Below are 12,409 nucleotides of genomic sequence, written 5' to 3'. Positions count from 1 at the left end.
AAATGGATGTCACCGTAGTGTGGGCCGCGATCATCGCGCTCGGCCTCTTCATGTATGTGGTGCTCGACGGCTTCGATCTGGGCATCGGCATCGTGTTTCCTTTCTTTCCCGATGAGAAAGAACGCAATCTGATGATGAACACCGTCGCGCCCGTCTGGGACGGCAACGAGACGTGGCTCGTACTCGGCGGCGCCGGCCTGTTCGCGGTGTTTCCGGTGGTTTACTCAACCGTGTTGTCGGCGCTGTATCTGCCGCTGATTTTCATGCTCGCCTGCCTGATCTTCCGTGGCGTGTCGTTCGAGCTGCGCGCCAAGGCAAATCGTACGAAGCATCTGTGGGATCTGGCGTTTATCGGCGGCTCGGCCGGCGCGTCGTTCTTCCAGGGCATCGTGCTGGGGGCCTTCCTGCAAGGCATTCCGGTCGTGGACGGCAGCTATGCAGGCTCGGCGTTCGGCTGGCTCACGCCGTTCAGCCTGTTGACCGGTCTTGGCCTCGTCGTCACCTATGCGCTGCTCGGCTGCTGCTGGCTGGTCGCCAAAACCGAAGGCGATCTGCAACGCCGCCTGCATCGCGTCGTGTGGCCGCTGACGATCGTGTTGCTCGGCTTCATCGCAGTGGTCAGTCTCTGGACCCCGCTGCAAGACCCGAACATCGCCCAGCGCTGGTTCGACTCGGGTTTGTTCTATCGCTTGCTGCCGGTGCCGTTCCTCGTTGCCATCTGTGCGTTGTTCATGCGGCGCGCCGTGCGCGACCGGCATCACAAGACGCCGTTCGTGCTGGCGCTCGCGCTCGTGTTGATCGGTTATCTCGGCTTGCTGGTGAGCTTGTGGCCGTATGCCATTCCGTCGAGCATGACGCTGTGGGAGGCCGCCGCGCCGCGTTCGAGCCAGATGTTCACGCTGGTGGGCGCAGCGGTCATCATTCCGGTCATCATCAGCTATACGACGATGGGTTATTGGGTATTTCGCGGCAAGGTGCGCCATGACGACCAACATCACTATCACTAAGTCCGGGCAGCCGGCCGCCGCGCCCACGCAGCGAGTGCTGCCCGGCTGGGTCTGGTTTATCGCGCTTTGGTGTCTGGGCGTGGGCGGCGCGATGTTGCTCGGTTTCGCATTCCGGATCCTGATGAACCTGACGCTGTTCGCTGTAAATTGACTTGTGGCCGGCGGCTATTTGCTCCGCCGGTCAGCTTGGCCCAGACGAGGTCACACCGGGCCAAACAAGGCCACACGGCGTCAATTGTTAAACCTCTCATGCTGTGCTTCAAAATTGCGCCGCTTCATGCGTCTATGTTGCAGGCCGCAGCAAAGACAGTCGTCCGGCGCATGGAAACAAAACGGCGTGCAAAACGCACGACCGTGCCGCAGAGCCGGCAGCGCAGGAGACCAATCCATCGCCGACACTGTCCGCAGCCCGCCGGGGATCAACACCATAAAAATGAATGCGCCACGCATGCGCCCTCGCCGGTCGCATCGCTGGCCACCTGGGGAATGCCTCATGGCCGACGATCAAGCATATGATCGCGGCGTGAGGCGATGAAGATGATGAAGCATCAGCAGTGCGACACAACAGCATAGCCTCGCGTTCGACGAGGCACGCGATAGACGCGGCCACGCTCGCGCAGGTGGCCTGACGGGACGGATGGCGTATCTCGGGGAGGTGCCATCCGCGTCCGGCATCGGCGGAATAAGGGTGGGAAATACGAGCGCGCAGTGCCGACACGCGGAGACATCATGAAGTTTCTTGTGGCCGATGACCATGAACTGATCCGCCAGGGCGTCAAAGGAATGCTGCGCGGACTCGACCCGGATGCCCAGTTCGACGAGGCCGACACCTGGGACACCCTCGCCGCCGCCGCGCGGCCCGACGCCAATCACGATCTGGCGATTGTCGATCTGCATATGCCCGGCATGAGCGGCGCGGCGTCGCTCGAAATCCTGCTCAAGGAACACCCGGCGCTGCCGGTGGTCGTGCTTTCCGCTGAAGAATCACCTGACGAAATGCGCGCGGTCCTCGCGGCCGGCGCGCTTGGCTTCGTTCCGAAACGCCAGCCGGCCAGCGTCATGCTGAAGGCCATCGAACTGGTGTTATCGGGCGGCGCGTATGTGCCGATGGAAGCGTTGAGTCTGCTCGGCGTACGCGAAACGGCGCAAGCTGCGCAAGCGGCACCGGGCGGCGCGGGGAGTTCGCCGGGCGCGCCATCCGTGACCGAGCCCATTGTTCACGTCGAGGCCTTGCAGCCGCATCAGCAGCATCTGCTTGAAAATCTCGCGCCGCGCCAACAGGACATCATGCGTCTGGTGCACCGCGGCTGGACCAACAAGATGATTGCGCGCGAGCTGGGTGTGGCGGAAGGAACGATCAAGGTGCATCTTTCGGTGATCTTCCGGGCGCTCGGCGTCCACAACCGGTCCACCGCGATTGCCGTGATCAACGGCTGGCTGGAAGCGGGCAGGACGCTGTAGCCAGGTTGCCGGCTGCGCCGTCCCGCTCCGCCTGTTGCCACAAGATTTCCAACGTACGGCGCAGGCGTGCCGGCGTGACCGGCTTATGTAATACGGGAATGCCTTGCGCGGCGAGCGTCGCCAGTTCACCGGACGCCATATCGCCGGTAATCAGCAGCATCACAGCCCCTTCGTGGCCGCTACGCCGTAGCGCCTCACGCACCGCAGTGAGCGCCTGCGCCCCCGTGCGATGGTTCGCCAGCTGGAAGTCGCACAACACCGCGTCTGGCACAAAGCCCTCGCTCAACGCCTGCAACGCCAGCGTTTCGTCGCGCGCACCCCGCACGATGCAGCCCCAACGCCCCAGCAGCCTCGTCAGGCCTTCGAGAATCGAAGGGTCGTCGTCGATGCAGAGCACGCGCCGCCCCTGCGCCGAAGGGCCAGTCACCACCGTGTCGCTCAGGCTGGTCACAATCCCGCCGGGGTCGCCGACCCGAACCGGAAAGCGGAATACCGAGCCACGGCCCGGCGCCGAACGCAGGCGCAACTCGCCGCCCAGCAGCTCGACCAGACGCCTCACCGTCGGCAGGCCGAGGCCATGTCCCTGGCGCGCGTCGCGCTGCGGGTTGGCGACCTGGTAGAACTCCTCAAAGATGCGCTCCTGCTCGACTGCCGGAATGCCGATACCCGAATCGCGCACCTCGATGTAGCCGCCGTCACGCCGCCCGCCGCGCCGCAGGCCCACCCATATCGCCCCCTCCTCGGTATAGCGCACCGCATTCGACAGCAGGTTGCTCAGCACCCGTTCGAGCAGCACCGGATCGTCGTGCACCACCATCGTGGTGGGCGCGATGCGCAGCGCCAGCCCTTTCGCCGCTGCCTGCGGCCGGTACTGGCTGCCAACCCGTTCGAACAGTTCGTCCAGCCGGAAATGCAGCCGGATAACCTGAGTGACGCCGCTCTCGAGTCGCGCCAGATCGAGGACCTGGTTGAACAGCTGGTTGAGAGCCTCCACGTTGTGAACAATGTGAGCGGCGGTTTTACCGTGCTGCGCCTGTGTCACGGCAACGTCATTTAGCGACGCCGCCAGCAGGCCGATCGCGTGCAGCGGCTGGCGCAGATCGTGGCTCGCCGCGGCGAAGAAGCGCGTCTTGGCGAGACTCGCCTCTTCCGCGACATGCTTCTGCTCGGCGAGCGACTCCGCCAGTTGCTGCTGATCGACGCGCGCCTGCACGACCCGCTGGAACAGCTTGCGATAGCTGATCGCATAGACGTTGATGGCGCAAAAGAAGAACGCGAGGACGATCGCCAGGATGGTGCGATCGAAGTTGTGGCTGCCGAACAGCAGCACGATGGCCGGCAGCAGCACGAATATGATGCCGGTCGAAAAGTTGAGCAGGTCGAAGCCATTCGACATGAACACGCCCGCCGCCAGCGTTACCAGCATGACGGTGTGCAACACCGGCAGATCCGCTTGCCGGCTGTGGAACGCGAACCAGATCGCCAGCCCCGGCGCGCTGTACAGCAACACGCCACGCACGGCGTGCAGCCTGATCCAGTTGCGCGCCGTCATGGCGTTGGGCCAGCGGCGCCTGCAGAGCCACAGCCCCAGGGCGGCAAAGTTAGCCACCGCGTAAAAACCAAAGCACGCGGCGAACAGGTGCGGATACGGCATGTCGACCCAGTAGATCGACACGAGCACCGCTATGGCGAACCAGTGAGTGAAGAACGCTATCGGATTCTGGGCGTACAGCACCCGCACCAGGTCCTCGTCGATCGCTCGCTGGACAGGATCGGCCCGCATCGTGCGGTCTCCCATGCAAGGTTATTGCTGCCGGGTCCGGCTATTTCGATGGTGAAGTGCTGCGGGCAAGAGGCGGGCTTCAGCCGCTCTGGATGACCGAAATGGTGCATGGCATCAGGCGGCGCTAGCGCCAGCGGCCGTTTGGGACCATCGGCGCCGTTGGTTTACCCGGCAGTTTACCTGTCAGCTATCACTTAATCCATATAGGCGAAGCCGCGCGCAAAAACCATACTGGGATCACTTTCCAGCGCGGCACCGGGCCGGTTCACACAGCCCTCGCCGCCCCGCACTGGGGCCTACCGCGCGCTTGACCCATCCTTCGACGGAGGTTTTCATGGGCGCTGTACCGAGCCGCGAGTTCGTCCGCAATCTGGACAATGCGATCCTGCCTGATCTGTGGCGCCGTCGCACCCAACTGTCCGGTGACGAAATGGTTTCGATGGTGGATCTGGTGAAACGGGCGCTGCGGACCTACCATCCGCTCGAACTGCAGGCGCTCGGCGAGGACAAGGAAGAACTGGTTGCGCAGTTCATCTTTTCCCGGGTTTTGCGCCTCACCCCCGGTCATTCCGACACGAACGCCTGCGCCGAAAGCGCGCCGTCCAACGGCTACGCGCTGTGCGCATACTTCCGCCGCTATCTGATCGACTGCCTGCGCAGCGCCGGCCATCAGCGCAACGTCTCGATGGAAAACGAGGGCATGGCGCAGGAAATCGACCTGCACGCTCACGCGCTCGAAGACCCGGTCGAAAGCGTGCTGCTGCAATACGGTCTCGACGAAGCACGCGTGCGCTTCGCAGCGCGGGCTTTCATCGACGGCCTCGACGAACCGGAGCGGATCGTGCTGGCAGGCAGCCTCGGCTGGTGCTCGGAATGCAAAGGCGGACTTTCGGCCGTGGCGGCACAGCATCGCGTTCCCTCTTATCACTATCGCGCCATCAAACTCGGCGTCACAATGAAAAAGACGGACGACGCCGCCGATTTTTCCAATACCAAGATCGGCCGCTGGCTGGTCGATGTACTGGGCATCGAAATCGACGTCGAAAATCGCGCGGCGATCCTGATCGCGCTGAACCTGCTCGCCGCCGAATCGACCGACAGCGAAATGAATGAAGTGGCCGCCTAATCGAGGTGTTCACGATGGATCGCTTGTCCAGCGCCATTCAGGCAATGCAGCCGCACTACGAAATCGTCGTAGTGGGCTCGGGCTATGGTGGCGCCATCGCGGCCAGCCGGATGGCGCGGGCGGGCCGCAAGGTGTGCCTGCTCGAGCGCGGCCGCGAATTCATGGCGGGCGAGTTTCCCGCCACGCAACTCGAGGGTGCGAGCCAGGTGCAATACAACACTGAGCTTGCGCAGATCGGCTCGCCGCTGGCCTTGCTCGAAGTGCACGTCAATGCCGAGGTCAACGCGGTGGTCGGCTGCGGACTCGGAGGTACCTCGCTGATCAACGCGAACGTGGCGCTCAGGCCCGATCCGCGCTTATGGCAGGACCCACGCTGGCCCGCAGCGGTGCGCGTCGACGAGGCCGGCCTTGCCGCTGGGTACGCACGCGCCGAAGCAATGTTGCAACCGTCGCCCGTGCCCGCTGACTTCCCTTCGCTGCCGAAGCTCAATGCGCTCGCGCGCTCGGCGCAGGCACTCGGCATGCAGGATCGCTTCTCGCGACCGCCCATCACGGTCACCTTCAAGGACGGCCCGAACGCAGCCGGTATCGGACAGAAACGCTGTATCGGCTGCGGCGACTGCAATGCAGGCTGCAACCATGAGTCGAAGAATTCGACCCACATGAACTATCTGCCGGACGCGGTCGCGCACGGCGCGCAGATTTTCACGGGCGTAGCCGTGCATTCCGTGGTGCGCGACGAGGCCACCCGGCAGTGGCTCGTGCGCTATCAACCGGTGGACCTCGGCCGCGAAATCTATGACGCGCCGGATCTGGCGGTCACTGCGGATATCGTCATCCTGTCGGCGGGCACGCTCGGTTCGACCGCCATCCTGTTGCGCTCACGTGACGCCGGACTATCTGTGTCCACGCAACTGGGCGAGCACTTCACCGGCAATGGCGATGTGCTCGCCTTTGCCTACAACACCGATGAGCCGATCAACGGCATCGGCTGGGGCGCACACAAGGCCGGTGAAATTCCACCGGTCGGACCCACGATCTGCGGCCTGATCGATCACCGCAATACACCGGACGTCCGCGATGGCTTCGTGATCGAGGAAGGCTCCCTGGCCGGGCCGGTCGGAGTAGCCATGATGGGCGTGATGGGGATCGCCGCGCCGGCCGAGGGCGTGAAGATGCCCGAGCCGCCGCCGTCGACAAACACCGCGCTGGATGCCGACGCGCGCATCGCCGAAAGCCTGTTGCGCGGGCCGTACCACGGCGCCATGAACCACACGCAGACGTACCTCGTGATGGCGCACGACGACGAAAGCGGACAGATCACGGTCGAGCATGGGCGGCCACGCATCCGCTGGCCCAACGCCGGCAAGCAGCCGATTTACGCCACCATCGAAAAGACGCTCGAAGCGGCGACGCGCGCACTGGGCGGCGACTATGTGCGCGACCCGATCTCCGCGAATCTGCTTGGCGAGCGCCTCGTGACCGTGCACCCATTGGGCGGTTGCGCAATGGCGGATAGTGCCGAAAACGGCGTCGTCGATCAGGCCGGTCGTGTATTCTCGGGCACGACAGGGGCCGCGGTTCATGACGACCTGTATGTGATGGACGGCGCGGTCATGCCCATCTCGCTCGGCGTGAATCCACTGCTGACGATCTCGGCACTAGCCGAACGCAACTGCGCACAACTGGCTGCGGCGCATGGCTGGCAAATCGACTACACATCGCGCGGCGACGTCGCGCCACCGCCGCCGCAAAAGATCGGCCTACGCTTCACCGAAACCATGATCGGCACCTACGAGCCGGACGCAGCGCCGCCAGACGCGTCTCCGGACAACATTTCGATCAGCTTTACGCTCACGGTCGAATCCGACGATCTGGCCGACATGCTCGCCAACCCTCAGCACGCTGCACGCGCAGTCGGAACGCTGACGTGCAAGGCGTTGTCGGCCCAGCCAATGACCATCGTGGATGGCCATTTCAACCTGTTCGTCGTCGATCAGACCGAGGTCGACCGACGCGACATGAACTACCAGATGACCCTCGAGACGGTGGAAGGTCCTCGCTACTACCTCTCAGGACAGAAGATCATCACGCGTTCGTCGCTACTCGAACTGTGGCCGCAGACGAATACTTTGTACGCGCAGATCCGCGCTTCCGACGTCGCCGATGCCCCCGTGATCGGCAAAGCAACCCTGATCATCACGCCCGAGAATTTCCTCAGGCAGATGCGCACCATCGAAGTCACGCACACACCTGACCTCGCGACACGGCTCGAATGGACGCTGAAATTCGGCAAGTTCTTCGGCGGGGTGCTGTTCACTGAATATGGCGGCGTCGCGGCGCCGTTGCAGTTTCTGGATTCGGAGGACACCTCCGCACCGCGCGTGAAGCGCACCCTACGCGCGCCGGCACCGGAACTGAACTGGTTCAATACATCCGGAGCGGACAGCAAGACACTAAAACTGACGCGCTATCACGCTGGCAACAAGGGACCGGTGCTGCTTGTGCACGGCTCGGGGACGTCGAGCCGGATCTTCTCGACGGACCTGGTCGACACCAACCTTGTCGAGTTTTTATGCGCCGCCGGTTATGACGTATGGCTCGTCGACCTGCGGGTGAGCATCGAACTGCCGAGCGCGCTCGAATCCACTACGGCGGATGCGATCGCACATGAGGACATCCCCGCCGCTGTCGCGCAGGTCAGGCGGATTACGGGCGCGGAGCAGATCCAGGTAGTAGCGCATTGTTTCGGCGCAATGGCTGTCACCATGTCTTTGCTCTCGGGGCTCAAGGGCGTGCGCTCGGCCCTGCTGTCTCAGGTATCGGCCCATCCGGTTCCGGGTGCATTGCAGCGGATCAAGGCCGGTCTGCACATGCCGGAAATACTCGAACACCTGGGCGTCAGGGACTTGACGGTATTTACGCGGGCTCATGACTGGCCACACAATCTGCTCGACGAGGCGCTGCGCCTCTATCCGGTTGGACACGACGAAGGCTGTGGCAATGCGCTCTGCCATCGCGCGACGTTTTTGTATGGTCTCCTCTATGAACACGCGCAACTCGGCGAGCAGCTTCACGCCAATCTGCAGGAGCTATTCGGTGTGCATGACGTCGAGCTTTTCAGTCAGCTGGCAACGATGGTGCGTGCGGGACACGTTGTGGACGCTCACGGCAAGGACGTTTATCTGCCCAATCTGGAGGGCATGCGTCTGCCGATCGGCTTCATTCACGGTTCAGAGAACCGGTGCTATCTGCCGGTGAGCACTGAAACCACCTTCAATCTGCTGGTGGAGCGCTTCGGTGCCGAACACTACGAACGGCATGTAATTCCGGGGTATGGACATCTCGACTGCATCTTCGGCAAGAACGCGGCGGCGGACGTGTACCCGGTGATATTGCGCTATCTGGATGAGCATTGAAGCGCTATGTGCGTCCGGTATCCGAATGACTCGATCATCCTGCAGACCGCGCCTGCAAATTCATTTATGATCCGAATCACTCCAATAAACCCTAACAGCTACGGCAAACGCCATGGAAGAATTGACCTTCGGTAACTGCGTTAAGAATAGCTGGATCAGCACCTGGCAAGCCATCATCCGGATGCCTGGATTCTTCCTCTGCATATTTGCAGTCCTCACCTGCACCACCCTGCTCTCCGCTCCCTTTCAGCATCTCGCCCCAGGCGCAGAACTCGATTTCGCAGCGAGGGCCGGTCATCCTCTCGTCAAGCTGGTTTGCTCGGTGCTGCAGCTCGTCGTCTACGGGTGCGTGATCATCAAGGTCAACCGGTTCCTGCTACTCGGCGAAGGCACCCAGCCTCTCCTGCCCCTCAACGGCGAACCGCTCGGCCGCTACATGCTCTTCTCGCTGGGTCTCGCGGTGGTCCTGGTTGTGGTGACGGTTCTGCTTGTCATGCTCCTGATCCCGGTCATGCGCCACATGGGCGCGGGCGGCTTCTTCCTGTTCGCGTTACTCATTTCGCTAGCGTATCTGTATGCAGTCTGCCGTCTATGCCTGATCTACCCGGCTGTCTCTCTAGGTAGCCCGCTTACGCTGCGAGCGGCATGGAAAGACAGCCGCGGTCATTTCTGGAGCATCCTCGGCGTCGGTTTCGTCGCCCACCTGCCGCTAACGCTCATCTGGACAATCACATTTGCCGTGCTCGGCCCGAGGCTGCTGATGTCCGGTGGGCAGGGCTCGATTGCATTCGCGTTGGGATTCGGGTTCATCAACACCGTCTTCATAGGACTTGCCGCCTCGGTCCTGTCCTGGCTTTACCGGCGTTACGCCAACGAGCTGCTGGACTACTCCGCCTACTGAGATGCCGGGCGGCATGGTGTCCCTGTCCGCCCCACTCGCCTTCAAAACAGCTTGCCCGGATTCAGAATTCCGTGCGGATCGAGCGCCTGCCTGATCGCGGCCATGGCAGCCAACTCCTCGGGCGAGCGTGAGATCGGCAAGAATTCGCGCTTCAATAAACCGATACCATGCTCCGCCGACACCGAGCCGTGCAGCGGTCCCAGCATCTCGTAGACGAACGCATACACGGCGTGATGATCGACGCCCGGGATCGAACGGCCGTCCACGGTGAGGTGCAGATTCGAATCGCCGATGTGCCCGAAGAAATACGACTCGTTGCCGGGCCACTGACGATCGAGTGCCGCGCGGCAACGCTCGACGAATGTGCCGATCTCACCAATTGGCAGGCTGACGTCGAAATTGATCGGATCGAGCCGTACCGGGAATTCGGCCGTGCATTCGCGCACCGCCCATAGAGCTCGCGCGTCAGCCACCGATTGCGCGATCACTGCGTCGCGACTGACCTGTGTGTCGAGCGCTTCGGCAAGCGCTGCAGCGAAGCGCTCGCCGTCGTCCGCCGCATCGAAGCTGGCGTGCTCGATCAATGCATACAGCGGATGCGCTTCGGCGAATGGCGAGCGTGCGCCAGTCAATGCAACACCGAAGTCATAGAAGTCCGGCCACATGATTTCGAACGCACCGATATCGTTGCCAAAGCGCGTCGATAGCCGCCGCAACAGACTTACCGCAGCATCGTAATTGTTCAGCGCAACCAGTGCGGTATGCCGCGCCGCGCGTTGCGGATGCAGCCGCAATACCGCCCGCGTGATGACGCCGAGCGTACCTTCCGAACCGATAAACCAGTGCTTGAGGTCATAGCCGGTATTGTTCTTGACCATCTTGCCGAGCGAGCTCAACACCGCGCCGTTCGCGAGCACCACTTCGAGGCCGAGCACCTGATCGCGTGCCGTGCCCGACTGGATCACGCGATTACCGCCGGCGTTGGTGGCGAGATTGCCGCCGATCTGGCATGAGCCGCGTGCGCCGAGATCGAGCGCCAGTTCGAAACCCGCCTGCGCGGCCGCTTCCTGTGCGGTCTGCAAGGTGGTGCCGGCCAGCACCGTCATGGTCGCTGCGGCCGGATCGATCTCTTCAACGCCCGTCATACGCTCGAGCGATAGCGCGATATCGGCGGCGCGTGGGATCGCCCCGCCCGCGAGGCCTGTCATACCGCCCTGCGGCACCACCGGTTGATGCGCTGCATGGCAGATCGCCAGTGCCTGCGACACCTGTTCCGTCGTGCGTGGCAAGAGCAACGCGGCTGCGCGGGTTGGTTCGTGACGGGTCCAATCGGTCATTGACCGCTCGCCGATCTGCTCACCAACGCGCACTGCGTCCGCACCCAGCGCATCGCGCAAGGCAGCCAGCGTACTGGAAAACTCCGCGGGAGTACTTACGGTCATGCCGTCGTCCCCTGGACCGCCAGTTTCTTTCGATAACCCATGGAGTCGTTGATACGACCGAGGATGTAGTCTCCCGCCGCGACTGGCTGATACTTGAGGTCGGCTTCGCTGGTGCCGAGTTCGCGTGGGTCGACTAGCGCACCGTAAGTCGGATCGTAGAAGGTCGCGATCGAATAACGCTCGCGGCCCGACGCGTTGATCACGCGGTGCAGCGTCGAGCGGAACCGGTCATTGGTCCAGCGCGCCAGCAGATCGCCGACGTTGACGACGAAACTGCCGGGTACGGGCGGCGCGTCCACCCATGTGTCGTTGGCGATTTCGCGCACCTGCAGACCGCCCACCTGATCCTGCCACAACAGCGTGATGCAACCATAGTCGGTGTGCGGTGCGACGCCGAACTGCCCGGCATCCGATTGCGGCGGCTGCGGCGGGTAATAAACCATCTGCGTACGCTGCATCCGCTTGGTATAGCGCGGCGCGAAAAACTGTTCGTCGACGCCGAGACCCGCCGCTACCGCGCGTAACAGATCCGCGCCGCACGATGCCACCGCTTCGTAGTAGCCATACAGCGCCGGGCGTAACGCTGGCATAAAGTCCGGCCAGTTGTTCGGCCCGCGTAATGCCTGACCGGCGAGCACATCGGGATCGTCCTCCAGCAACTCCAGTCCGACGCTGAAAAATTCCTTGTAGTCGGGTCGCTTCGCCTGGTACATGGTGGCGTCGCCGAGCGCATTGAAGCCTCGATGCCGCTGATTCACCGCCACGCGCCGCTTGGTCTCGACCGGATACGCAAAAAAACTGCGGGCCACGTGCTCCGCGGCATCGATCACCGCCTGCGGCACGCCGTGGTTGACGATGTAGAAAAACCCGATCGTGGTACAGGCGTCGTGAATCTCACGGCCGACGCGCTGCAGGGCCGCGGGATCGCCGGCGCGCACCCCGGCAAAGTCGATGATCGGAATGCGGGTGACAGGTGGCATCGCAATGCTCCTGGTGAGCAAGATGGATATGACTGAGGAATGCGTGCGCGGCCTTTACTTCGAACACTTTGCAAAGCGAGCCGGGCGCTACACGCGTTCTCAGTTGTATATACCGCCAAAAGCACCTTCGCAAGCGACGTTTCCGCTCGGACTCACCACTGCCAGGCTTGCCTTGCAGTGCACAATGCGATTATTTATTTCGCACAAAAGGTGCGGTATATACTGCCTCGCATACCGATCAATAGCGCGCGCCTGCTCCATTGCGTGCCGCGCGACACCGCTTTGCCAAC

9 protein-coding genes are annotated in these 12,409 nt (G+C 62.8%); 6 read left to right on the top strand and 3 right to left on the bottom strand.

What is annotated here, in order from left to right:
- The first annotated feature begins 2 nt into the window (after positions 1-2).
- The 3 genes from cydB to P3T17_RS26345 all read left to right on the top strand — a co-directional run bounded on the left by cydB (position 3) and on the right by P3T17_RS26345 (position 2,468).
- Positions 3-1,007 carry a cytochrome d ubiquinol oxidase subunit II gene (cydB, locus tag P3T17_RS26355; protein ID WP_429409415.1) on the top strand — a complete coding sequence of 335 codons (1,005 nt, stop codon included), beginning with the start codon at positions 3-5 and terminating at the stop codon, positions 1,005-1,007.
- Positions 982-1,158: a hypothetical protein gene (locus P3T17_RS26350; RefSeq protein WP_429288705.1), complete on the top strand. Its 177-nt coding sequence runs from the start codon at positions 982-984 to the stop codon at positions 1,156-1,158. The genes cydB and P3T17_RS26350 overlap by 26 nt, the downstream gene beginning before the upstream one ends.
- A gap of 578 nt (positions 1,159-1,736) precedes the next feature.
- Positions 1,737-2,468 carry a response regulator transcription factor gene (locus P3T17_RS26345; protein ID WP_429409414.1) on the top strand — a complete coding sequence of 244 codons (732 nt, stop codon included), beginning with the start codon at positions 1,737-1,739 and terminating at the stop codon, positions 2,466-2,468.
- Here the strand turns inward: P3T17_RS26345 and P3T17_RS26340 are convergent.
- Positions 2,434-4,251 carry a hybrid sensor histidine kinase/response regulator gene (locus tag P3T17_RS26340; RefSeq protein WP_429409667.1) on the bottom strand — a complete coding sequence of 606 codons (1,818 nt, stop codon included), beginning with the start codon at positions 4,249-4,251 and terminating at the stop codon, positions 2,434-2,436. The two genes, P3T17_RS26345 and P3T17_RS26340, sit on opposite strands and share 35 nt — an antisense overlap.
- Positions 4,252-4,585: 334 nt before the next feature.
- On the opposite strand from P3T17_RS26340, the gene P3T17_RS26335 reads away from it, so the two are divergent.
- From P3T17_RS26335 to P3T17_RS26325, 3 genes are all read left to right on the top strand, one after another.
- Complete coding sequence (locus P3T17_RS26335; protein WP_074268259.1) at positions 4,586-5,377, top strand: hypothetical protein; 792 nt, start codon at positions 4,586-4,588, stop codon at positions 5,375-5,377.
- 14 nt (positions 5,378-5,391) lie between these two features.
- Positions 5,392-8,796, top strand: coding sequence for an alpha/beta fold hydrolase (locus P3T17_RS26330; protein ID WP_429409413.1), 3,405 nt, complete (start codon positions 5,392-5,394; stop codon positions 8,794-8,796).
- A gap of 112 nt (positions 8,797-8,908) precedes the next feature.
- Positions 8,909-9,697 (top strand): hypothetical protein, encoded by a 789-nt coding sequence (locus P3T17_RS26325; RefSeq protein ID WP_429409411.1) that lies wholly within the window; start codon positions 8,909-8,911, stop codon positions 9,695-9,697.
- Between the two features lie 41 nt (positions 9,698-9,738).
- Here the strand turns inward: P3T17_RS26325 and P3T17_RS26320 are convergent, their stop codons facing one another.
- Complete coding sequence (locus tag P3T17_RS26320) at positions 9,739-11,139, bottom strand: FAD-binding oxidoreductase (protein WP_429409410.1); 1,401 nt, start codon at positions 11,137-11,139, stop codon at positions 9,739-9,741.
- Positions 11,136-12,119: an isopenicillin N synthase family dioxygenase gene (locus P3T17_RS26315; RefSeq protein WP_429409409.1), complete on the bottom strand. Its 984-nt coding sequence runs from the start codon at positions 12,117-12,119 to the stop codon at positions 11,136-11,138. The genes P3T17_RS26320 and P3T17_RS26315 overlap by 4 nt, the downstream gene beginning before the upstream one ends.
- Positions 12,120-12,409 lie beyond the last annotated feature (290 nt).

Origin of the sequence: Paraburkholderia sp. GAS82, assembly GCF_050436285.1 — a bacterium.
GTDB classification, from domain to species: domain Bacteria; phylum Pseudomonadota; class Gammaproteobacteria; order Burkholderiales; family Burkholderiaceae; genus Paraburkholderia; species Paraburkholderia phenazinium_B.
The sequence above is the reverse complement of the archived record's forward strand: the minus strand, read 5'-3'. Positions and strand labels throughout refer to the sequence as shown.

Excerpts from the sequence above, each read along its gene's own strand:
- P3T17_RS26320 (WP_429409410.1), bottom strand. The coding sequence starts at position 11,139 with ATGACCGTAAGTACTCCCGCGGAGTTTTCCAGTACGCTGGCTGCCTTG.
- P3T17_RS26325 (WP_429409411.1), top strand. The coding sequence starts at position 8,909 with ATGGAAGAATTGACCTTCGGTAACTGCGTTAAGAATAGCTGGATCAGC.
- P3T17_RS26340 (WP_429409667.1), bottom strand. The coding sequence starts at position 4,251 with ATGCGGGCCGATCCTGTCCAGCGAGCGATCGACGAGGACCTGGTGCGG.
- P3T17_RS26345 (WP_429409414.1), top strand. The coding sequence starts at position 1,737 with ATGAAGTTTCTTGTGGCCGATGACCATGAACTGATCCGCCAGGGCGTC.
- P3T17_RS26350 (WP_429288705.1), top strand. The coding sequence starts at position 982 with ATGACGACCAACATCACTATCACTAAGTCCGGGCAGCCGGCCGCCGCG.
- P3T17_RS26330 (WP_429409413.1), top strand. The coding sequence starts at position 5,392 with ATGGATCGCTTGTCCAGCGCCATTCAGGCAATGCAGCCGCACTACGAA.
- cydB (WP_429409415.1), top strand. The coding sequence starts at position 3 with ATGGATGTCACCGTAGTGTGGGCCGCGATCATCGCGCTCGGCCTCTTC.
- P3T17_RS26315 (WP_429409409.1), bottom strand. The coding sequence starts at position 12,119 with ATGCCACCTGTCACCCGCATTCCGATCATCGACTTTGCCGGGGTGCGC.
- P3T17_RS26335 (WP_074268259.1), top strand. The coding sequence starts at position 4,586 with ATGGGCGCTGTACCGAGCCGCGAGTTCGTCCGCAATCTGGACAATGCG.